Origin of the sequence: Nonomuraea sp. NPDC000554 (assembly GCF_040300065.1) — a bacterium.
In the GTDB taxonomy this organism is placed as follows: domain Bacteria; phylum Actinomycetota; class Actinomycetes; order Streptosporangiales; family Streptosporangiaceae; genus Nonomuraea.
In genome coordinates this window covers 178,506-200,896 of the sequence record NZ_JBEPDC010000011.1, presented here as the reverse complement: position 1 = coordinate 200,896, position 22,391 = coordinate 178,506, and the positions used below count along the sequence as shown (strand labels likewise).

The 22,391-nt window shown below is 70.4% G+C and carries 18 protein-coding genes; 7 read left to right on the top strand and 11 right to left on the bottom strand.

What is annotated here, in order from left to right:
• Positions 1–265: 265 nt before the first annotated feature.
• The 7 genes from ABT294_RS22230 to ABT294_RS22200 all read right to left on the bottom strand — a co-directional run bounded on the left by ABT294_RS22230 (position 266) and on the right by ABT294_RS22200 (position 11,816).
• Positions 266–1,660 (bottom strand): hypothetical protein, encoded by a 1,395-nt coding sequence (locus ABT294_RS22230; RefSeq protein ID WP_350808096.1) that lies wholly within the window; start codon positions 1,658–1,660, stop codon positions 266–268.
• Positions 1,660–2,673: a TRAFAC clade GTPase domain-containing protein gene (locus ABT294_RS22225; RefSeq protein ID WP_350808094.1), complete on the bottom strand. Its 1,014-nt coding sequence runs from the start codon at positions 2,671–2,673 to the stop codon at positions 1,660–1,662. Before ABT294_RS22225 ends, ABT294_RS22230 begins: the two co-directional genes overlap by 1 nt.
• A complete protein-coding gene (locus tag ABT294_RS22220) occupies positions 2,667–3,656 on the bottom strand; it encodes a protein kinase family protein (RefSeq protein ID WP_350808092.1) in 990 nt (329 codons plus the stop codon). Before ABT294_RS22220 ends, ABT294_RS22225 begins: the two co-directional genes overlap by 7 nt.
• A complete protein-coding gene (locus ABT294_RS22215; protein WP_350808091.1) occupies positions 3,653–5,491 on the bottom strand; it encodes a hypothetical protein in 1,839 nt (612 codons plus the stop codon). The genes ABT294_RS22220 and ABT294_RS22215 overlap by 4 nt, the downstream gene beginning before the upstream one ends.
• Positions 5,488–8,616: a tubulin-like doman-containing protein gene (locus tag ABT294_RS22210; RefSeq protein ID WP_350808089.1), complete on the bottom strand. Its 3,129-nt coding sequence runs from the start codon at positions 8,614–8,616 to the stop codon at positions 5,488–5,490. The genes ABT294_RS22215 and ABT294_RS22210 overlap by 4 nt, the downstream gene beginning before the upstream one ends.
• A gap of 25 nt (positions 8,617–8,641) precedes the next feature.
• Positions 8,642–10,867, bottom strand: coding sequence for a vWA domain-containing protein (locus ABT294_RS22205; protein ID WP_350808088.1), 2,226 nt, complete (start codon positions 10,865–10,867; stop codon positions 8,642–8,644).
• Between the two features lie 328 nt (positions 10,868–11,195).
• The gene (locus tag ABT294_RS22200; protein ID WP_350808086.1) at positions 11,196–11,816 is read right to left on the bottom strand and encodes a TetR/AcrR family transcriptional regulator; all 621 of its coding nucleotides are present in this window, start codon (positions 11,814–11,816) and stop codon (positions 11,196–11,198) included.
• A 56-nt stretch (positions 11,817–11,872) separates the two neighbouring features.
• On the opposite strand from ABT294_RS22200, the gene ABT294_RS22195 reads away from it, so the two are divergent.
• The 5 genes from ABT294_RS22195 (at position 11,873) to ABT294_RS22175 (ending at position 17,244) form a co-directional block, all read left to right on the top strand.
• The gene (locus ABT294_RS22195) at positions 11,873–12,256 is read left to right on the top strand and encodes a hypothetical protein (protein WP_350808085.1); all 384 of its coding nucleotides are present in this window, start codon (positions 11,873–11,875) and stop codon (positions 12,254–12,256) included.
• A 98-nt stretch (positions 12,257–12,354) separates the two neighbouring features.
• Positions 12,355–12,744 carry a hypothetical protein gene (locus tag ABT294_RS22190; protein WP_350808083.1) on the top strand — a complete coding sequence of 130 codons (390 nt, stop codon included), beginning with the start codon at positions 12,355–12,357 and terminating at the stop codon, positions 12,742–12,744.
• A gap of 110 nt (positions 12,745–12,854) precedes the next feature.
• Positions 12,855–14,417, top strand: coding sequence for a serine/threonine protein kinase (locus tag ABT294_RS22185; protein WP_350808081.1), 1,563 nt, complete (start codon positions 12,855–12,857; stop codon positions 14,415–14,417).
• A gap of 159 nt (positions 14,418–14,576) precedes the next feature.
• On the top strand, positions 14,577–15,386 hold the full coding sequence (locus ABT294_RS22180) for a hypothetical protein (protein ID WP_350808080.1): 810 nt from the start codon (positions 14,577–14,579) through the stop codon (positions 15,384–15,386).
• A 388-nt stretch (positions 15,387–15,774) separates the two neighbouring features.
• Positions 15,775–17,244 (top strand): multicopper oxidase family protein, encoded by a 1,470-nt coding sequence (locus ABT294_RS22175; RefSeq protein ID WP_350808079.1) that lies wholly within the window; start codon positions 15,775–15,777, stop codon positions 17,242–17,244.
• A 42-nt stretch (positions 17,245–17,286) separates the two neighbouring features.
• On the opposite strand, the gene ABT294_RS22170 is transcribed toward ABT294_RS22175, so the two are convergent.
• Positions 17,287–18,519: an RNA polymerase sigma factor gene (locus ABT294_RS22170; RefSeq protein WP_350808077.1), complete on the bottom strand. Its 1,233-nt coding sequence runs from the start codon at positions 18,517–18,519 to the stop codon at positions 17,287–17,289.
• Positions 18,512–18,844 (bottom strand): YciI family protein, encoded by a 333-nt coding sequence (locus ABT294_RS22165; RefSeq protein WP_502912101.1) that lies wholly within the window; start codon positions 18,842–18,844, stop codon positions 18,512–18,514. Before ABT294_RS22165 ends, ABT294_RS22170 begins: the two co-directional genes overlap by 8 nt.
• 185 nt (positions 18,845–19,029) lie before the next feature.
• Here ABT294_RS22165 and ABT294_RS22160 point away from each other — a divergent pair, with 185 nt between their 5' ends.
• Positions 19,030–19,896, top strand: a complete 867-nt coding sequence (locus ABT294_RS22160) for a hypothetical protein (protein ID WP_350808075.1) — start codon at positions 19,030–19,032, stop codon at positions 19,894–19,896.
• Positions 19,897–19,999: 103 nt separating this feature from the next.
• Here ABT294_RS22160 and ABT294_RS22155 read toward each other — a convergent pair whose 3' ends face one another.
• Complete coding sequence (locus ABT294_RS22155) at positions 20,000–20,437, bottom strand: histone-like nucleoid-structuring protein Lsr2 (protein ID WP_350808074.1); 438 nt, start codon at positions 20,435–20,437, stop codon at positions 20,000–20,002.
• A 188-nt stretch (positions 20,438–20,625) separates the two neighbouring features.
• Between ABT294_RS22155 and ABT294_RS22150 the strand changes: the two genes are divergently transcribed.
• On the top strand, positions 20,626–21,294 hold the full coding sequence (locus tag ABT294_RS22150; RefSeq protein ID WP_350808073.1) for a restriction endonuclease: 669 nt from the start codon (positions 20,626–20,628) through the stop codon (positions 21,292–21,294).
• A gap of 11 nt (positions 21,295–21,305) precedes the next feature.
• Here the strand turns inward: ABT294_RS22150 and ABT294_RS22145 are convergent, their stop codons facing one another.
• Positions 21,306–22,193, bottom strand: coding sequence for a hypothetical protein (locus ABT294_RS22145; RefSeq protein ID WP_350808072.1), 888 nt, complete (start codon positions 22,191–22,193; stop codon positions 21,306–21,308).
• Between the last annotated feature and the right edge of the window lie 198 nt (positions 22,194–22,391).

Here is a 22,391-nt window from a genome sequence, read left to right as displayed (position 1 = left end):
ATCCCAGATGGTCGCGCACCCCGACACGTCTGAGCAGTTCATGCCGGGACGTTCTCCCAGATCTTCCCAGATTCCCCTTCTTGGGGCCGTCCCATCGCACTCTCTCTCCCGTAAGCCCATCTCACGAATGGAGATCGAGATGCCCCGCAAGCGCCTGACCCGCCGCGAACGCCTCACTCTTGTCACGGCTGCACTGGTGGCGACAGTGAGCGGCGCGGTTCGTGCCCTCGTCGCCTGGCTGCTCGCCCAGCTCTCCTGACGCTGTCTACGTCAGGACGAGCACCAGGATCGCCAGCAGGAGCGCCACCTGGACGATCGAGAGCGCGACGAGCAGCAGGTGAAGCCGCTCCGGCCTCCTCACGCGGGGCGGCTGCGGATCCTGCGGGGACGCCGCCAGGTCCATCAATCCGATCAGCGCGGCATGCACATGGCCTGGTCCGAGATGGCGTTGGAGCTCGGGCACGAGCAGGTGGTGGGCCAGCAGGGGTGCGCGGAGTTCCCCCTGGGGACGGGTCGTCGCCCACTCGTGGAGGTCGCGCAGGATCGCCCACACCTCGTCCTCCGACTGGGCCGCGCGCAGGTCGTCCACGCACGTGTCGAACATGTAGGGCGGCACGGATCGCCGAGCGGGAACAGGCTGTGGCAGGGTCTCCTCCATGGGCGCCCGCCTCGCGGGTGCCTGCCGCGGCACAGCGGCTGACGCGGACGCTCCGGCTGACGCCGGCATGGCGGCCGACTGCGGCTCCTGCGCGGGGACGGCAGCCTGCGAAGGGGGTTGCGAGGTGGAGGCTTGTCCGGTGAAGCGCGGTGGCGAGGTGTAGGCATCGAGGCCCGCGTGGAGAAGCCTGATGCGTTCGTCCAGCCCGAGGTCTCCCTTGATCCTCAGCGAGGTGAGCAGCGAGCCGAGCGTGTCGTCCGCGTAGGCGGCCAGGACCAGTTCGGCCATGCGATGGTAGTCGTCCTCCGGTTCGAGCACCCGTGGGTCGATCCGCCGCCGCTTCGCGGCACGGGAGGACGCGCCCGGCCACTGGCGCAGGAAGACCACGTCGGTGCCGGGCCGCAGATCGTCGCTCTCGTACGTCGAGAACGTCTGCGGCAGCGTCCCGAGCACCTGGTCGAGGACGTCCGCCAAACCCCACAGTTGGAAGGCGGTGGTGCCCTCCGACAGGACCGACAGCGGTTCGCCGGGGTAGCGCATCGCCTCCGACAGCACCGGTGCCAGCTCACCGGCGCACGACCGCGCCCGGCGGTCGAACTCCGCGCTCGCCTCGCTGTAGCTCTCCAGCAGGTGAGCGAGGTCGAGCGGCTCGCGGTGGGCCGGGATCATCCGGCTCCAGCCGGGCGCGAGGGCAAGGGCCTGCCGTACGTTCGGCATCGCAGACGGATTGTGCACGGCGCCGCCGAGATAGGCGTGGACCCGCAGCGTGCGCCTGCTGTCGGCGCCCGGAGCCCGATCCCTGCTCAGCACCGCGACCCGCCCGTTGAGCATGATCCGGCAGAGGCTGATCCCCGATTCCATCCCAGGATCGAGCCAGGGCCCGAGGCCTTCGTACCAGCCCATGGTCGCGCCGTCGTCGAGCGAGGAGCGGACGGGGCCGACGCCGGTCCGCCGGTCGTCCCACTCGAACACGATCCAGTCGATCTCGGAGTACCTGCCCATCAGATCCCCACCTCCTGACCGCCGCTCATCACGTTCGTCATCGCCAGGAGCGCGGCCAGCGGTTCCAGGACACGCCGTGGCCGCACCTCCCTGAGAAACCTGCCGTCAGAGGCCGCCGCGCCGCCGGTGGCCGAGGCGAAGTGCAGGGTACATCGGCGGCACTTGTCGTAGGGGCTGAGCCACGGCTGCGCCTTGCGCTTGTGCAGGAACGCGTAGACGTCCCTGCTCTCGGCCAGGATGGCGGCCGGGTCGAGCCCATCGCCGGACGCGTACAGCCACTCGTCGACGGGCGACTGGAGGCGCAGCATGTCACATTTGGTGACGACGACGGCCGCGGGTACCTCAAGCCGCCCGCCCGACCTGGGCAGCCGGTCGAGGACCGCGCCGAAGGACCTGTCGCCCACCGTGTTGGGGTCCTCCGACGGGTCGACCACGAACAGCAGGCCGCCGACCGCCGGCAGGAAGCGCGTCGCCTCCGCGGTGGTGCTGCGCAGGCTCTCGCCCGCGATGTCGAAGAAGGCCACCGCGGTGGTGTGCTCGCCGTCGCTGATGAGCAGCGCGTCGGCGAACTCGGCCAGATCCTGTTGCGGCGTTCTCGACAGCGCTTTTCTGTCGATCATGAGGGGGTGCACGTAGGTGTCGAGGTAGTTCTGGTGCCGCTCGATGTCGACGGCGCTCGCGGTCAGTCCGTACGAGCTGAGCCCGTTGCGCTCGATGGCCCAGATCATCGCGGCGAGCAGGTGCGTCTTGCCGGTCTGCGGCCCGCCGACGAGGCCGATCACCAGCGGCTGGCCGTGTCGTACGTACGCGTGGGGCAGGTGGTGCTCGGTCGCCTGGCCGGCGGAGGCCGGGCAGCGCACGTGCGCGGCGCGCAGGAGATCGGCGCGACGCGGGCCTGTCTCGTCGGCGAGGTCGAGCGCACGGTACTCCCCTGCGGACGTCCGTTCGAACAGCTCGTCCTCGCTCCACTCGAACTCGTGCAGGCAGATCGGGCACAGGACCGTGTTCACCACGAAATCACCACCACGATCAGGACGAGGAGCGCGAGAACGGCGGCGGCGGCCCACCACATGCCGCGGCCGGGGACCGGCGTCACGGGCGGGCGGGGCGGAGGCGGGGGCTCGGGGGTCGGGTCGGAGACCGGCGCCAGCTTGTGCTTGGCCGCCCGCGCCCGGTCGAAGGCCGCCCGCCCCTCCTCGAGCGCGGTGTCGTGCTGGACGGGCGCGAGCCGCATCGGGTCGTCCGCGCGCAGCCGCGCCAGGAGGTCGGCGGCCGACGGCGGGGAGCTCGAGAAGACGCCGGCCATGGCCTGGAGGGCGGGCACCTTCGCCAGGTCGGGTGGGTCGGCCGCCTCCCCGACGACGGCCGTGTGGTAGACGACCATGCCGGCGCTCCACATGTCGTCGCCGTGGGTCACCGTGCCGCTGCCCGTGCGCTGGCCGGGCGCGGCCCACGGCGCCTCGCCCACGGGCCGCCGGGGGACGCCGGGCGGCGTGGCCAGGCTGAGGTCGGTGAGCTGGACGCCGGTGCCGTCCCAGCGGACCGTGTCCGGAGTGATGTGCCGGTGCACGACGTCACAGGCCGACAGCATCCGCACCGCCCTGAACAGGCTCGCGGCGAAGGCTCGCTGCTCGTCGATCAGCAGGTGGCCGGCGAACGCGCTCGCCGGTTCCCCGCGATAGGCCCAGAGCAGGATGAACGGCTCCTCGATGTCCAGGCTGTAGCCGATCAGCCGGGGCAGCTCGGGCGGGTAGGGGCCGGGCAGCCGGTCGAGCAGCCTCCTGGCCGTGCGGGCCTCGTTCTCCAGCAGGTCGTACAGGTACGGGTGACGCTGCCCCTCCGCCCTCGGCACCAGCCGCTGCAGGATCCTGGCACCCTGGGCGGCGAGTGTCAGGTGCCGTTCGCAGGGGTCGGTGTCGGGCTTGACCTCCACCTCCCATGTCACCCGGTCTCCGCCGGGGCTGGTGAACTCCAGTGGTTCCGGCTCCATCGTCACCAGTCCTCCTCTACGGCGCCCGATCGCAGCGGCACCAGGCGCAGGGTCCCGGCGTACTGGCCCGCGCCGGTCCAGATGACTCCCGCCGGATGCGCGGGCGAGCGCACGGCCCGGGGCGCGAACCGTACGACATGGGCGCGCCGTTCGAGCGCTGCCAGGTCTCGGTCACCGCACAGTTGCAGCATCCGTTCGCCGGGACCGACCCGCAGCGCCCCCTCGACCTGGGGCGACTGCCGCCAGACGGCGTCGACCAGGCCCTGCCGGCCCGAGTCCCTCGTGGCGAAGTCCGGCTTCTCCTGCACGCCCAGGTGGGTCAGGTGGTAGCGGTACTGGCGCATCGTGCCGTTCACCCGTTCGTCCAGGCCCACGCGCACGTCCTGGTAGGCGCCCTGCTCCAGCAGGGGCCAGGCGGGTCGTAGCCATCCGTCGACCGCGTCGAAGAGGTCGCCGGCGATCACCTCGCGGAGCTGACCGCCGCGGTCGCGCAGCCGGACCGTGACCTCCTCGTCCAGGCCGGTGCCCGTGGCCTTGCCCTGGACCTCGGCCTTGCTCCAGTCGGTCAGCGTGGCGGCGAGGCGATCGCAGATCTCCCCGATCGCCGAGGCCAGCGTGCGCGCCGCGTTGGAGGTGTGCCTGCGCGGCTCAGCCAGCATCCATTCGCTGACGGCCACGCGCGCCACCAGAGTGCGCAGCTCGCCCACCGCCCGGACGGCCTCCGGCAGCGCGAGCTGGTTGCGCCAGAGGCCGAGGGAGTGGTGCCAGAGGAGAAAGCGCCGCAGGCCGCGGGGGAACTCCGGAGGGGCGTGCAGGCCGTGGAGCAACGCGTCGGGGCAGACACGGGTGACGTCGCCGACGAAGGCGGCGCTGCCGATCGGCGCGCTCCGGTCGGCCAGCGCCCGCAGCCGGGCCGCCAGCCTTACCAGGCTCCTGCCCTCGGCCAGCGCGGACTCCACGCCGGCCCGGAGCTCCGCGACGATCTCCTCCGACCCCATGCCGGGCGGGGTCGCGAACTTGACGCCGTAGCGGACCATCCGCTCCGCCGCGTCCTCGTCGAACTCGCCACCCTGGTCGAGCTCGTCGAACAGCCGGCAGACGGTGTCACGCAGCTCGGCGAGCGCGCGTCCGGCTGCCACGACGTCGGCCATGACGCTCTGCCGTGCGCTCTCCCGGTGGAGGTAGCGCAGGCTCGAAACGCCGTCGGCGGCCTGGTACAGGTGATCGGTGACCCGGCGGAACATGCCGTCGAGCCGCCCGCCGGGCACGAACGGATCGGACAGGCTCGTGGGCAGCTCCACCTGGCCGCCGAGGACGGGAATCGCCGTCGCCAGCGGCGCGGTGAACGCGCCGGCCTCCTGGGTGACGGGCTCGTCGAACCGGTCCGCCACCTCCCGGTAGGCCTGGGCGAGCACCTCGGGGTCGATCCTGCCCGCCACCACCCGCAGGCCCGGTGAGGCGACGCCGTACGGGATCTCGCCGAGCCTCTCGACCACCTCGTCGAAGACCTCGGGCTGGCCGAGCAGGTCGACCAGCGTGCCCTCGGCGCTCGACTCGGGGCCGGGAAACGCCTCTCCCGTGTCGAGCTCCCAGCCGATCCCGTGCGGGTCGCCCACCCAGATGACCCGGCGGCTCTCGCCGTACAGAGCGGGGGGCAGGCGCATTCCCTGGCCGACCACCACGCAGAGCACGGACCTGACCAGGTGCGAGCTGAGCAGCTCGGCGAAGACCGGCTGGCGGCGCGCCAGGTCGTCGGCGTCCACGACGACCAGGACACGGGTGCCGACACTGCCGGGCTCGTCCCGCCGAAGGTCGAGCAGGACTACGGGCGCGCGGCTCACGGCTGCCCGTCCAGCAGGTCGCGAAGGTCGCGCAGGTTGATCGCCACCGGCGCCGCCAGGCCCACGAAGCGCCGGTCGAGGGCGGCGGGCAGGGTCCGGGCCCAGAACGCGACGAGCTGGTCGGCCCGGTTGCGGCTGCCCTCAGGGAGCCGCGGCGTCATGATCTCCAGTAGGCCGAGCTGGTCGTCCGCCATGTCGACGACCAGGTTGTACAGCTCGTGCGGCGACCTCGGGGAGTTCGCGAGATCGTCCGGCTGCGCCTTCATGGCCTGCTCGGCGAGCTGTCCGCGGAACTGCTCGTCCCCGCCGAGCACCCACTGCTCGTAGGCGCCCAGCAGGGTCGGCCAGGACGAGGCCCGGCCGTATCCGGCCAGCGGGAGCGTCATCGTGCCACCGTCGAGCTGGATGCGGATCTTGCGCGGGGAGGCGGGGTCGCCCTCCAGCACGTGGATGCGGCCGTTCCACATGAGCGACAGCATGCGGTGCAGGATGTGGACCCGGTGCTCCTCGGTCGTGGCCAGGTAGCCGAAGTCGTAGCCCAGCCGCTGGCGCCATTTGAGGTTGTCCTGCGGCTGCTCCGCGCGCAACGCGTCCGACCAGGTGTGCAGGACCTCGCGCAGCTCGCGCACCTCGCTGATGCTCATGGAGGTGCGGATCTGCACGACGGCCACCGAGTCCGCGTCGATGTTGCGGTAGTCCGGCTCGACGGTCTCCTCGGGCGGCAGGTTGATCTCCTCCTCGAGGAACGCCTCCAGCATCGGATCCTTGGCGTCGGCCGGGTAGGAGACCAGCACCTTCAGCGGCCCCGACCCCTGCGGGGAGAATCCGCCCGGAACGAGGTCGGCCAGCATGTGCCTGAACTGCCGCACGTGCGAGTCGCGCCCGTCCAGCCCGTCAGGCCGGTTCACCGCCTGCGCCAGGATCTCCTTGAGCGAGGGCAGCAGCGGCTGCTCGCCGAGCCGGCCGGCCGCGTCCCTGTCGCGGAACATCTCCTTGACTTTGCGCTTCAGCTCGTCGCGCACCCAGGCCAGCGCCTCCTGGTGCCTGCCCGCCTTCCAGCTCAACGCGTAGGCGTGCTGCCAGCCCTCGGGGCCGATGAGCCGGCGGACGACCCCGGCCTCCGTGTCGGTCGGCCGCAGGAGCCGCCGCGCGACGAGGTCGTCGACGAACCGTCGTACCACCATGTCGTAGAACGCCTCGGCGCCCTGGGGAGGCAGCACGTGGAAGACGCCCTGCCGCCGCTCGTACAGCTCGCTCGCCCGGCGGGCGAAACGCTCCTCGTCGTCCTCGGCGTGCTTGACGAAGATCTGGCAGAACTCCCTCAGCTCGCGGACGAGCTGGGTGCGCCGCGGCTCCCAGCGAGGCATCTGATCCGCCCAGGCGTTGTGCCACAGCCCCTGGCTGCGCCAGAGGTACCACTCGTCCTGGTCGCGGATGGACGCCTGGACCGCGGGGTCGGACCACTGCGCCTTTCTCAGCAGCCGGTCGCGGACGGGTCTCGGCTGCGGCGGCGCCTCGTTCATGGCCTCGAACGGCTTGCGAGGCTGAGCCCGCCGGTCGTCCAGGATGCCCGCGAAGCCGAGCTTGTCCGCCAGAGGCACCTCGCCGGGCAGGCCGACCACGGCGCGCCGCAGGCGGAACGGGTCGACATCGCTGAGCCCTTCGTGCACGCCCCTGCGCACATCCATCTCCTGGGCCAGGGCGGGCACGATCTTGGTGAGCCGCTGCTCCAGCGAGGCGAGATTGTCCTCCATCGCCCGCAGCCGGTTGGCCAAGGACCTCAGGATCGCCGACGCCCCGGTGGCCGGGCGCGCCTCGGGCGGCGGCAGCGGCTCGCGGGTGTACAGCGGCTCCAGGTTCGTGGTGGTGAACAGCCGCCTGATCTGGTCCACGTTGCTCTCCGCCGAGCCCGGCGGCACGTCCTCCATCTGGGTGACCGCCCTGGCCAGCAGCCGTGAACTGATCAGGTCGGCGAGCTCCTCGACCGGGACCGTCATGGAGGACACGAACGCGGTCGACACACCCCGGTTGCCGATGCCGGAGGGGGCGGGCACCTCCCGCTCCACCGCGCGGTTGATGAAGTCGTCGGCGAAGGAGGAGTCCCCGCGCTCGCCGGTGCCGTCGGCGTCGGCGCCCGCGCGGGGCTCGGTGCCGGCCAGCGAGATGATGAGCGAGGCGATCGAACGGTGCAGGTCGTCACGCTCGATGCCGGGCGGCATGCTGAACAGGAAGCCGGTCTGCACGGAACCCGTGCGCAGCCGTACCTCGCCGTCGACCGGGTAGCGCACGCCGAGCTCGCCGACGACGCCCGTCTCGTCGAGCTGGGTGCGCGCGGCCGGCGCGTTCTGGTCGTCGATCAGCCTGAACAGGTCGAGCAGGCTCGATCCCGCGTTCAGCCTGGCCCGCCGGCCGCCGCCCTGGCCCTCGTTGAACGCCGACGGCATGACGACCAGCGGGTAGATCCTGGCCCTGAAGCCCTTTCTGGCGCAGGCGTCGCCGATCAGGTGCAGGTAGTCGTAGAAGATGCCGCTGCCCGTGCCGCCCGCCACCGAGAAGGCCACGAACACGTCACAGCTACGCCGCAGCCTGCCCCCGAGTGCCGCCAGCTCGCCTCCCGAATTGCTGATCGCGTTGATCGCGTTCACCACGCCCTGGATGACGGGCCGCACGCCGTGCTCGTGGCGCACCCGCTCGAACAGCGCGGCCCTCGCCACGGTCGGCAACTGGCCGGCTCCCCGCATCAGCGGGGTGATCTGGGGTTCCTGCTCGCGCGGCGGCAGCCAGTCCTTGACGCTGTCTCCCGCGGCGGCGCGCAGGCTCCTGGCGACCTCGGGATAGGAGTCGAACTTCGGCACCACGTCATGGACGAGATGGGCCGTGCGGGCCGCCGCGGGAAACTCCCTCTCCGTCGGCACGACCCTCCGGCGGGTTCGCGTCAGCTCGGCCCCGTTGAGGTCGACGTAGACGAACTGCGTGCAGGCGGGGAGCTGGTAGGGCAGGTAGTTCTGTCCTTGGAACCGCTTGGTGAGGTCCATGCCGTCGGGGCCGCACAGTTCGTCGCGCAACCGGCGCTCCAGTTCCACGCCGACCCGGCAGCCGGTTCCGCCGAGCCCCACGAACATCATTGGCTGGAAGATCCTCATTCGTTCCTCACAACAGGTCGTCGCCGGGCATGGGGCGGAGGGTCTCTCTCCGGTACCTCTCGTGCTCGTTGGGATCGGGCGCCTTGCGCCCGGTGCGGGCGTCATCCACTCCGAGGAGCAGGCCGTTGGGCAGCCTGATCGGCTGACCGGGGCGCAGAGGATCGAGGTCGTCGCCCCACGGCGGGCGGATGGTCACCGTCTGGCCATGCCCTCTGCGCACTGTGTAGCCCCCGTCTCCGTAGAGCCGCTCCAGCCTCGGGGTGGGCGAACGCTCGTCCACGATCGTGAAGGCGAACTCGGGACCTTCGCCGATGGGCGCCTGCAGCCTGCTGATAGGCGGCTCGCCGGGCGCACGGTACAGGTACAGGGTGAGCTCGCTCGGGTCGCCCCTCCTGAGACGGGCACGCCACCGGGCGAGGAAGAACGCGCTCCCCAGCACCAGGACCAATGCGACGATCAGGGCGGCCAGCAGCAGCCTGAGCCAGAACGGCATAGGGGGGTCCACGGTCAGGTCGGTGAACTCCTCCGCAACCACCTGGCCCGCCTGATCGAGGACCTGGATCTGGCCGCCGACCTGGCCCTTGGCGGCGTCCGGTGCCACGCGCAGGGTGAATCGCCGCTCCTGGACGCCGCCGGGGACGTCGAGCTGCTGCGGGCTGAGCGTGGTGTCCCTGACATCGACCAGGCGCAGCGCCAGCCGTACCGGGCCGGACGTGCCGTTGGTGACGCGCACCGTGCCCTGGGCCTCGTCACCTGGTTCGAGTGTCGCCGGGTCGAGCTGCACCTGGACGCGTACCTGGTCCGCCGGGCCGGCCACGCGGGTCTCGTACGGCCGCTCGTCGCTGGCCACGCCGGGACCCGTCACCCGGCCGAGGAAGGACAGCAGGCCGGTCGCCGTCTGCGGGATGGTGACGAGGCCGGAGTACTCGCCGTCGTCCTTGCCGCGGTCCGGACGGTCGCCGGTGTCCCGCAGGTCGATCGGCTGGGCCTGGAAGCCGTCGCCGGACAACTGGGCGGTGAAGCGCAGTCCCGCCAACGCCTCCGGGTCGGTGATCGTCCCCGTCCTGGTCTGCAGGCGCAGCCGCACCGTGACCTGCTCACCCGGGCGGGGGCGCGGATTGCTCAGGCCGATCGAGGCGCGTACCGCGCCCTGCCAGACCACGGTGGCGCTCACGTCCTGGCGCCCGGCTCCGGCCGGTGACTTGAGCTGCACCCGCCACTTGCCGGGCAGGGGGTTGCGGATGCGCAGCGACTCCACGGGGCCCGCTTCTCCCGCCACCTGGAACGTCGACTGGTTCTGTTCGCCCTGCTTGAGGACCTGGGTGCCCTCGGGGTCGAAGTACGTCACCTGGATCCGCTTGTCCCGCTTGATGACCACGATCGAGCCGTCGGTCGCGATGATCGGAATGTTGACGTACAGGTCGACTGTGGCGCCCCCGTCGATCGAGTCGGTGACGGGCGGGTCGATGCCCGCGCACCTGGCATAGGCGAACGCTTCGAGCAGGGAGCGCTCTACGTCCGCCGAGCCGCTGACGACGCGGGCCTTGGGAGTGGCCGACTCCTGGTCGCCGCAGGGCTGCCGATATCCGCCTGCGGCGAAGGTGTCGAGGCTGGCCTTGTCCGCCCGGCCGAACCCGAGCGGCCAGATCTGGACCTTGGCTCCCTGCGCGTCCTTTAAGCTTCCGTCGATTTGCAGTTGGGCGTTCCTGTTGCGCGAGGCAGGGTCGGCGCCGTACTGCGGGCTGTTGCGCACGTCGAGCACGCCGTCGGTGAGGAGGAACACGATCTTCGCGCGCTGCTGGTCATCGGGCTCGTTCATGATGGTCAGCGCCTGCTCCAGCGCGGCGGCGTGGTCGGTGTCGTCGCCGTTGTCCTTGGTACGGCGTTGCAGCTTGGCCACGCACCTGCCCAAGGACTCGCGGTCCTGGGCCGTCTGCACGCCGGTGAGTGGGCAGATGTTGTCGACCGCGGACTGGCCTCGCCTGTTCGAGCTGCCGAAGCCCACGGCGGCGACCTGCGACAGCGGTGAGAGCTCGCTCAGCGCGATGAGCTGTGTGGCCGAGCGTTCGCGCACGACGTCGGCCTCGGTGAGGCTGCCCGACTCGTCGACCAGGATGACGACGCGGACGGGTTTGACTTCGGAGGCGGGAGGCGCGGTCCGTGCGACCGCCGGCTGTGGCGCCAGGGCGACGGATATCGCTGCGGTGAATGCCAGGAAGGTTGTGATGCGCACAAGACCTCACAAGGGCTGCATTTCCTAACCGCGAGAACGCGGCAGCCTACCGAGAAGTTTCATGACATTTACGGTCACGCAAGATTGTAAATAAGTGTAAGCCGAAAAGGAAGAATGTGGACCTTTCCGAAAAAAATCCACCACGCAGAGCACTGATCATAGATCCATGCTGCCCACAAAACTCGTCACATGAGCCTTGAGCTGCACTTTATCTGGAGCGCCTACGCGGCTCGGCGTCGATCGCCGATCAGTCCGCCGGGCATGTTCCGGCGTTCGAACTCTTACCGATGACTCCAGCAGGAAAGTGGCGCCGTCCGAAGCGCCACCGTCACGCCGGGCCGCCCGCTTGCCTGCGCGCCCCATTGAGCAGGTGCCGGATCGCCAGGGAGTACTCATCCCTGACCCGGAGCTTGTCCTGCGCCGACGCCTCGGCAAGCGCCATCCCTGCGGCACCGAGAATGTGGAAGGTGATGCGGGCCATCGGCTCCAGCGGCACCGGCGCCAACTCCCCGCTGTCCATGAGCGTCCGGATGAGCTGCTCGATGAGGCCGTAGGCGTACTTCTCCTCGCACTCCTTCCAGCGCTGCCAGCCCAGCGCGAGGGGCCCCTCCTGCCAGACCACGCGCCCGTAGACCGGGTCGCAGCAGTGATCGAGGAAGGTCTCCGTGGCCGTCATGGCCGCCTGCCAGGTGTCGGTCGCGGTCGCAGCCGACTCGATCACCTGTTGGATCATCCTGGTCTCCAGCACTTCGACCACCGCTTCGAACAGCGCGGTCTTGTTCGCGAAGTGGTGATAGACCGCGCCCCGGCTGGCCTGGATGTCGGCAGCGACGTCCTCGAGCGCCGTGCCGGCGAAGCCGTGCTCGGCGAAGCGATGCGTCGCCGCTTCGAGCAGCGCGGCCTTGGTCGCCTGCGAGTACTGCTCACGGCGGCTCTTGACAGGTGGCATACGCGAAGCATAAGACATACGCTGTGTATGTTTCCGGCGCAGAGTAGGTATCCAGGATGTCGTGGGATCGGGTTCATCGCCGCCATCGACTGGTCCACGCCGTGCTGGCCTCCGGGCTGACCACCGTTCCGTTCGAACGTGCCGCGGAGGTCGACGCCGAATTCGGCGACTTTGGCGGGTTTCTCCAGGAAGTACAGGGCCGCTGGTACCGGGCGTTCAACGCCCGGCTGGACGCGCTGCTGGAGCAGCCGCCGCAGGACCTCCGCGACGCGCTGGTCCGGCTTTGGCGGGACCTCGCGCTCACGATGCCCGCGGCCAGGCTCATGCTGGACGCGAATGCCGATCACCCTGCGCTCGTCGAGGCGGACGATCAGCATCGGCGTCTGCTCCACGCCGCGACCGGGGTCGTGCTGAGCCCTGCGCCTCTCGCGACCCGTTGAAGGAGGCCCGTGTTCAACCCGTTCGAGCCGGGCTTCACCGAGAATCCCCATCCGCCCTGCCGTCGCCCCCGTGAGGCCGAGATTACTCAGAGGTATACGTGAAGCGATTCTTCACCTTTTTATGTTGTTCTCTGCTCGCCGGCTCGCTTGTCGCACCCCCTGCCGCCGCCGCGGTGGGCGGTGTACGACTCAAGCTCGGCTTCGGGTGGTGCAAAACGGCCTGCGAGATCCGCATCAGAGTAACGAACAACAGCCGGTACAACATCGACTGGGTGGGCGGGACGTGCCGCCTCACGGTCAACGGACGCTACGTGGGAAAGGGCGCGATCTATGTCGGCCCCATCAAGCGTGGCCATTCTCGCAGCAGCACATGCAACGTCGTCGATCCGCGACTGGAAGACGCGTGGCATGATTACGAAGACGGCGAAGCCGCCTTCGCGACGTACGCCACGGTGAAAGCGGCCTCCCATTACCACTACCGCCGCTGACCATAGAGTTGACTCTCAACTAAGGCCACTTCAGCGTTCTGACTCATCTCTTAACTGCCCGCGGCGCCGCTCTGATACGATCTTGGCTCCCTTGACTGGCTGGAGGCTTGGTGGCCGAGGTGCTGGCCCTGTTAGCTGAGGACCCCAGGACGGTCGGCCCCTACCGTCTGGAGGGGCGGCTCGGGGTGGGCGGGCAAGGCACCGTCTACATGGGGCGGGGCGGCGACGGCGGGCTCGTGGCGGTCAAGCTGCTGCATCCGCACCTGATAGCCGACCCTCGGGAGCAGCAACGCTTCCTGCGCGAGGTGAAGACCGCCAAGCAGGTGGCGCCCTTCTGCACCGCCCAGGTGCTCGACCTCGGGTTCGTCGGGGGCAGGCCGTACTACGTCAGCGAGTTCGTTGACGGGCCGTCGCTGCAGGACGCCGTGCGGGACAGCGGGCCGCGCGCGGCGGCCGCCCTGCAGCGGCTGGCGGTCAACACCGCGACCGCCCTTGCGGCCATCCACGAAGCAGGGGTGGTGCACCGCGACTTCAAGCCCGGCAACGTGCTGCTCGGCCCCGACGGACCGGTCGTCATTGACTTCGGCATCGCCCGGGCGATCGACCTCAGCCAGTCGATCGTCAGCAGCCAGGCCATCGGCAGCCCCGCCTACATGGCGCCCGAGCAGATCGCCGGCGGCGACATCGGGCCCGCGGCCGACGTGTTCGCCTGGGGCGCGACCATGGTCTACGCGGCCACCGGGCGGCTGGCCTTCGCCGGCGACTCGATCCCAGGCACCTTGCACATCATCCTGCACGGCGAGCCGGACCTCGGCGGACTGGAGGGGGCACTGCGGGCGCTGCTGGAGGAGTGCCTGGCCAAGGACCCAGCCCGGCGACCCACCGCCGCCCAGGTGATCGAACGTCTGCGCGCTCTTCCCGGCCCCGCCTGGCGCACCGGTCCGGTCGCCCGCTCGGGAGGCCCCGCCTTCCCGAATGTGCCCGGAGTTTCGGCCGGCCCGGGCGCCCCTCCCGTACCTACTCAGAAGGCGGGCGGTCGGCGGCGCGGCCTGATCATGGGGACGGCGAGCGCGGCGGCCCTGCTCGTCGCCGTAGTGACCGGCTACGTCGCCTTCCCGTCCCGCGCTTCCGGCAACCACGCGGCGGGGGCGACGCCGGCGGTGTCACTACCGGTGTCGCTACCGGTCGCTTCGCCCTCCTCCAGCGCACCTAGGACGCCGACCGCGCATCGCACGCCCACGTCGGGAGCCACCAAGCAGTCACTGTCGGCCGAGGCCGTGCCCAGCACGAGCGCCATCAAGCTGAGCACACCGAGCCAGACCCGCAAGCCGCCGCGCACCAAAGCCCCAGTTGAGCCCACCACCCACGCGCCCACCACGAAGCCGACCCACAAGCTCGCGAGCAAGCCGACCAAGACCACGCCACCTCCGAGCGACGACCCGCCCGCGGCCTCCCAGGGCACGATCACCATGAATGACGCCCACGCATACTGCAAGGCGCAGGGCTACAACATGGCCAACGGTAGCTGGAACGCCATGTCGTGCTTTGGCAGCAACGGGACCACGACCATCACCTCGACTGCGGTGTGCCAGTGGAAGTACCAGGGGCGCAACGCGGTCGCCGAGCAGCCTCCGAACGCGTGGGCGCTCGAGGTGACCTGCCAGTTGTCATGACGCGCGTCCAGCGCTCAGGAGCTCGTGACGGCAGGACTGCGCCCACCGCCCCATGTCCGTAGCATCCGGACGCCGGTGGGCTGGTTCCTGGGAACTCGCTTTCCGCCCTCGTCGTTATTTCGTCCAGCAATACGGCGAAATACCGGAAAGCGAGGCCCTTTGTCGGCAACCGCCTTACGTGTCGTCTCGATCGGCCTGGCCGCACTCCTCGCGGCCACGGGATGCGCCGGCACGCCCCCGGTGCCCAAGCCCGTCCAGGCCGAGCCCACCTCGTATCGGCCGCGGGCGGACGACCGGGAGGACCGCGACCACGTCGAGTTCTGCGTCAAGAAGTCGACCCTGGTCAGGGCCCAATACCAGCCGTGCGACGACGCGGAGCCGGGTTATACGTGGTACTACGTCCCGCTGAGTTCGGAGCTGCCCGCCATCGGGAAGAGGGTGGCGAACGGCACGTTCGTCGAGCCCGCCATCACTCCCTTGCGGGCCCGCGGCGACGGCGGCACGTTCCGCGACGACCAGGACCGCATCGAGATCTGCGTGCGGAAACGCACGCGCGTCCGGGTCCAGGACGACCGCTGCGACGACGGCGGCGACCACGTCTGGTACTACCTCCAGCTCTCCCGCCACGTCCCCGCCGTGGACGGGAAAGCCGTGGGCGGCTCCTTCCGCCTGCCCCGTTTGTCCAAGTCGTTCAGGGGACGGCCGGACGGCGGCAAGGGCAGCACCATCGCGTTGCGCCCACGGGACGACGCCACAAATCCAGACGAGACGCCCTCCAGGCGCCCGACCGCACACCCAACCGCACGGCCCTCCACACGGCCCTCCAATCGTCCGTCCGCACGCCCGTCCACGCGGCCGTCCACACGGCCCTCCACGCGCCCGTCCACCCGAACGACGGTCCCGGTTCCGACGGCCAGGACCTGCACGACGGTCAGGACGGGCAAGGTCACGACCCGCCGCTGCTCCTGACCCCGTTACTCGGCGGCGGCGGGCCGATACTGGCTCACCCCCGGCAACACCGACTCGTTCGCAACCGTGCTCCGTCGCGCGCTCGCCCACGTCCTTCCCCGCCACACGCCCTGAAGGCCCTCATCAGCCTCGGAGCGGGAGTGCTCCAGGCTGTCAGCCGACGCCGATCCCCACGGTGACCACACCACCCCTCGCGACGGGCGTCCGTCCTGCCGTCGCACGAAGGCCCGCGCGCCGAAGAAGGCCGAAGGTCGCGATCGGTGAGCATTTTTGAGGAAGACATCACAAGATCACTGTGCGACGTTCTTGGTGACGAACGTCTTGCTTACGGAGGGTCTCGCGGCGGATCTCAGGGGGCCGCCGCCGCCGGTCATCGATTGGGGAAATCATGTTGAACCGACGGCAGTTCCTGGCGCTCGGCGTCACGGTGGGCGGCGCGGCGGCGCTGCCCTTCTCACAGCTGATCCCTGCGGACGCCAACGAAGCGGAGCCGATCCACAAGGGCTACCACCTCGGCAAGAGGACCAGCGGCACCGGGGTGCGGCCGGCCGTGACGGCGTTCACCGAGCAGATGCCCGTGCCGCCGACGGTCCAGGCGGCGCAGTCGGCCGGCGGCATGGACATCTACATGATCCCTATCCGGGCCTCGACCGCCGAGTTCATTCCCGGCAAGCAGACGCCTGTGCTGACCTACGCCGGATCGTTCGTAGGGCCGACCATCCGCGCCAAGACCGGCCGTCCCGTGAAGGTGGTGTACGCCAACCAGCTGGACCAGCCCGCGAACGTGCACCTGCACGGCGGCCACGTGCCCGCGGCCAGCGACGGCCACCCCATGGACGTCATCCAGCCCGGCCAGACACGGGTGTACGACTACCCGAACCTCCAGCAGGGCGCGACCCTGTGGTACCACGACCACAGCCACCACACCGAGGCCGAGCACGTCTACCGCGGCCTGCACGGTTTCTACCTCATCGAGGACGAGGCCGAGCAGGGGCTCGGACTGCCGAGCGGGCAGTACGACGTGCCGATCATGCTGCGCGACGCGGAGTTCGACAAGGACGGCGGCCTGATCTTCTTCGACGACCCGGCGAACCGCACCACCATCCTGGCCAACGGCAAGATCCAGCCGTTCTTCCCCGTGGCCGCGCGCAAGTACCGGATCCGCCTGCTCAACGCCTCCAACGAGCACGTTTTCCAGCTGAACCTCGGCGGCCAGGAGATGGTGCAGATCGCCTCCGACATCGGCCTGCTGCCCGCGCCGGTGCCCCTGACGGAGCTGGTGCTCGCCTCGGCGCAACGGGCCGAGATCGTGATCGACTTCTCCCGATTCGCCGTCGGCACCAAGGTGGTGCTCTCCAATGGGAGCGAGCCCGTCCTGCGGTTCGACGTGGTGCGCAAGGCCCTGGACCTCAGCCGCCTGCCCGCCACACTGCGCCCGCTGCCCCCGTTGCCCACCGCCACGGCCGAGCGGGAGGTGGCGATGAGCTTCGACCTGTCGAGCTCCAGCCCGGTCGGTCTGGTCAACGGCAAGCCGTACGACCCGAACAGGGTCGACTTCCAGATCAAGCGCGGCACCACGGAGATCTGGAACGTCATCAACGCCGACAACGTGGAGGGCGTCGACATCGACCACACCTTCCACATGCACATGACGCACTTCCGGGTACTGGACCGCGACGGCGGCAAGCCGCCCCTGCCGCAGGACGCCGGGCTGAAGGACACCGTGCGCGTCCCGCCGCGCTCGAGGGTGCGCGTGCAGGCGAGCTTCCCCGACTACCTCGGCAAGTACGTCTACCACTGCCACTACCTCGAGCACTCCTCGCTCGGCATGATGGCGCAGATGGAGATCGTCCCATAAGGCCCTGACCTGCGGCGTTCCCAGAGCCACCCGCGACATTCCTCAGGACCCCTCGACGGCGGCCAGGCGGCGGCGGAGGTGGGCGCGCTCGGGCTCGCTCCCGGCCGCCTCGAGAGCCGCGCGATAGGCCGTGGCCGCCTCGGGAAGGCGGCCGAGCCGGTGCAGCAGGTCGGCACGCGCCACCAGGTAGGGATGGTAGCCGCGCAGCAGCGGCTCGCCGCCCAGCTCGTCCAGCAGCGCCAGGCCCGCCTCGGGTCCGTCGCGCATGGCCACGGCCGCCGCCCGGTTCAGCGCGACCACCGGGGACGGGTCGAGCGCGCGCAGCACGTCGTACAGGGCCACGATCTGCGGCCAGTCGGTCGTGGCCAGGTCCGCCGCCTCGTCGTGGAGCGCGGCGATCGCGGCCTGCACGCCGTACACGCCGGGCGGTCCGCCGCTCAGCGCGGCCACCACCAACGCCGAGCCCTCCTCGATCATGGCCCGGTCCCAGCGGCCGCGGTCCTGCTCGTCCAGCAGCACCGGCTCGCCGTCGGGACCGGTACGGGCGTCGCGGCGCGCGTGGATCAGCAGCAACAGCGCGAGCAGCCCGGCGACCTCCCGCTCGGCGGGCAGCAGCCGGCGCAGGATCCTCGCCAGCCGGATCGCCTCCTCGGTCAGGTCCAGCCGCTGCAGGTCGGGGCCGGAGCTGGCCGCGTACCCCTCGGTGAAGATCGAGTAGACCACCTGGAGGACGCCGGGCAGCCGCTCCGGCAGTTCGTCCGCGCCGGGCACGCGGAACGGGATGCGGGCCTCGCGGATCTTCTTCTTCGCCCGGACGATCCGCTTGGCCATCGTCTGGACCGGCACCAGGTAGGCGCGCGCCACCTCCGGCGTGGTCAGCCCCGCCAGGCAGCGCAACGTCAGTGCCCCGCGGTCCTCGGCGGGTAGCGCGGGGTGTGCGCAGGTGAAGAACAACTGCAGCCGCTCGTCCGGCAGATCGCCGTCCGCGTCGGCCGGCGGGGCGTGCGCCGCCCGCTCCGCCTCCACCTGTAGGACGGCCAACCGCGCTGCCAACGCCCGGTCGCGCCTGAGCCGATCGACCGCCTTGCGCCGCGCCGTCGTCATCAGCCACGCGCCCGGCTTGGGCGGCACGCCCTCGATCGGCCAGTGCTTCAACGCCGCCTCGATGGCGTCCGAGGTCACCTCCTCGGCGAGGTCGAGATCGCCGAAGCGGCGCACCAGCGCGGCCAGCAGCCTGCCGCGCTCCTCACGGAAGACCGCTTCGACGTCACGCATCGAAGTCGGCGACCGGACGCACCACCACCGATCCGCCGCCGCGCGCGCCCGGGCAGCGGGCGGCCCAGTCGAGCGCCACGTCCAGGTCCGGCACGTCGATCACGTAGAAACCGCCCAGAACCTCCCGGGTCTCGGCGTACGGGCCGTCGGTCACGGTCCGCGCGCCGTCCTTCCCGACGCGCACGGTCGTGGCGGTCACCAGATCGGCCAGCGACTCGCCGGACACCCAGATGCCCGCCTCCCGCACGGCCTTGTCGTAGGCCATCCAGTCTTCGACGGTGCACGGGTCGTCCTGGTCGGCGGCGCCGGCGTTGATCAGCATCATGTACTTCACGGTGTTCCCCTTTTTCGATGGAGTCGGCGTACGGCAGGCCCGCCGTACGCCATCACCACGAACGGGCACCGGCCAGATGGACACGGCCTCCTGACATCTTTCTCCCCACGCAACCACATCCTCGCGGGCGGTCGCACGGCGGGACGGGCCGGTGTGCACTCTGTCAAGATCATCAGATGCTGCGATTAGTCGTGACACTTCTGGTGGTGGTGGTCCCGCTCCTCAGCGGCGACCGTCTCCCGATCGGACCGCGCACGTTCGAAGAGCACGCCGCACAAGCCATCGGAACCTGGCGGACCAGCGGTGCCGCGGAGATCTGGCGCAACGGGTTCGTCCCGGTCGGGGACCTGAGCGCGATGTCCCCAAAGGTGCTCAAACAGATCCAGCACGACGAAGAGTACGGCTGGGTCGTGGCCGGCCCGCTCCCCCCTCCGCCGGCCGAGGCGCAGGTCCGCTGGGACGACGGGTCCACCATGCGCGTCCCCGTGATCCCGCCACGAAAGGCACTGCTGGCTCTGTCGCCCTGGCCGGAGGAGTACACCTTCCCCGACGGCGAGGCGTACAAGCTGACCGGCGCCACCTTCACGACGATGCGGCTGATGACCGTACGCGGCATGGCGACCGTGCCCGCGTGGCGGCTGACCTTCTCGAACCTGCCGGGCCCGATTGACCGCGTCGCGGTCGATCGGGACGCGGTCCGCACCGTCAAAGACGCCGTCGGCGAACACACCTCGGGCGACCAGGGGATCACGGACTTCACCGTGCTCCACGATCGCACGCTGCTGGTGAGCTACGGATACGGCTCCTGCAGCGGCGAGGCGCTCGACGTCAGCCTACGAGTCCGTGAGGAGCCGGACGTGGTGGTCTTGGCGCTCGACGTCCCCGATCGGAGCACCGGCGTGTGCGCGGGCACCGGCCAGCTCGGCCAGGACGTCATCAGGCTTACCGAGCCGCTGGGCGACCGTGTGGTGCTGGACGCGATGGACAGACTCCCCGTCCTGTGTCATCGTGCGCCGGACGCGTGCCATTCCAGGGACCGGTGACATCTGCCGAGGCGGGCCGGGAACGCCTCGCGATACCGAGTTGCGGCCGGCGCGTCGGGCCCGGTCAGGCCGGGCCCGTGACTGACGGCTTCCCGTGTCCGGCTCAGGCGCCGGCGTCCGCCTCCGCGGCGGCCGGCGCCGCGGGAGCCGACGCGTCCGCGGCGGGCTCCGTCGCCGCGGCGGGCTCCGTCGCGTCGGCGTCGGGATGGGCCGCGATGAACTGCTCGATGACCTCGTCGGCGACCTTCCCCCGAGGGGCCTCCAACCCTTGCTCGCGCGCCCATTCGCGGACGTCGGTGAGGGTGTAGCCGCGCAACCGAGGGGAGGTGTCCGCGGCCTTCTTCGACCGCGACGCCTGCTTCACCTCGCGGGAGTTCTCCAGGACCTCTTCGATGAACGCGAGAGCGTCGCTCAGCCGCTTCTCGTTGGCGTCGGACAGGTCGATGGCGAAGGTCCGGTTCAGCAGCGGGAACTCCCGTCGCGCCACATCATCGCCCTCGGAGTGGTCGAGGTCGTCAACCAGTATTACCTTCTGCGCCACGTGCAACCCTCTCCGGATGTGTGTTCGACCGTGGCATCTTACTGGTGCTCCGGCGTAACGATCATGTTGATCAGCCTTTCGTCACGACGTGGTGCCGGACGGCGCCGGCGTCGGAGCGCTTCCCCAGCGGATTCTGTCGGACCTCGGGTTCACACTCACCATTGACAGCGGCCTTTCAGGAGGAGCGAATGGCGAGGCGATCCAGGCGCGGCAAGGGTCGGCGGAAGTCAGGCGGTGGCTTCGAGTTGTGGCTCGTCGGTCTCGTGGGCGTCGCCATCGCGGTCGCCCTGGTGGCCGAGTTCGTCCGCGCGTACCCCGGATGGGCGCTGGCCATCCTCGTCCTCGCGCTGGCGACCTTCGCGGGCGGGCTCGTCCTGCGGTACCGGGTCGTCCAGGCGCGCCGGTTACGGTTCCTCGCGGCCAACGTCGAACTGGAGAAGGTCGACCGTATGACCGGCACGCAGTTCGAGCACCTGATCGCCGTACGGATGATCAGCGACGGGTTCCGCCAGGTTCGGGAGAGAGGGCGCAGCGGCGACGGTGGCGTCGACATCACCGCCGTCGCGCCCGGCGGCGTGCGGTACGCCGTCCGGTGCAAGCGATACAGCAAGTCCGTCGGCGCGCCCGAAGTCCGCAACTTCCTCGGGGCGCTGGCCAACACCTTCGCCGGGCACACCGGGGTCCTCGTCACCTCGGGCCGTCTCACCCGTCAGGCTCGCGAGGAGGCGCTCAGCGCGCGCCAGCCGTTACTCGTCGTCGAACGTGATCGCCTGGCCGACTGGTTGCTGGGCACGATCACGCTCCTCCCCAGGCAGGCGCCGGGGGGCCTGCTCAAAGGGGACGAACTCGCCGGCTGACGGCCGGGTGGTCAGCGTTTCCGCTTCTTCCCCTGGCCGCCGGTTGCCGACCGGGCGCTAGCGTTCCTGACGGCGTACGGCGGCGGCGTCCAGCAGGGCGGCGACCGTCCGGCGGGGCGCTTCCACGAGCGTCGGCGACCGGCGGAAGCGGCGTAACAAGCCCGTCCGCACCTGGGCCGCCTGGTTCTGGGCCACGCGCAGGAGCAGCGCGTCCTTCTCGGACTCCGGAAGGGCGGCGATCCAGGCCGCGAGCGCGGCAGGGTCGTCCTGTGCGGCGGGCGCCGGCGAGCTGGCCTCCGCCGCCACCGCCAGCAGATCGGCGTCCAGGCGCAGGAAGTCGGCGAGCGCCCGCTGCGACGCCGTGAGAGAGCCGAGCCCGTGCGGGACGGGCGGTTCGAGCTCCTCTTCGTCCTCGTAGTCGAAGGCGTCCTCGTCGCGTTCCCATGCTCCGTAAGCGACAGCCAGGCCAGGTAGAGGGGCCGCAGATCGCCGGCGGCGAGTTCGGCGCGCACCCCGATGATCGGCGACAGGGAGTGCTCCAAGTCCTCGTCCTCGTCCTCGGCCTCGCTGGTCAGGTCGAGGACGAGGTGCCCGCCGGACGTCCAGGCGGTGACCTGCTCGCCGACGCAGTAGTGCTCGGCGACGTCCAGGCTGAGGAGGCTGTGCGGCAGGCGGAGCATGACCCGGTGCGTGCCCCAGTTGGCCAGGTACAGGTGGGCGTCGTAGTAACGCTCCATCAACTGGACGGGGTCGCCGCGGAAGTCACCCCACTCGTACTCGTTGGTAAAGCTGGTGGCGGTGATCTGGGCCCGGGTGGACAGGGCCCGCACCTGGGCCTGCTCGTCCTGGTCCAGCGGCCGGTCGACCGCGAGGAACTCGTAGTACTGGTACTCGCTCACCGGCTCAGGCACTCCAATGGCGGAAGGCGTCGATCCCTTCGGCCCCGGCAGGACGCGGGTCGGGCAGCGGCCTGATCTCCGGGGGCATAGCCGCTCATGCTAGTCAGAATCAGGCGCCACACGCGGAGAGACGGCGAAGCTCGTGACACCGGCGCACCCGCAGGCAGACCCGCTCGGTGCACGGGCAGGTGGCCGCGC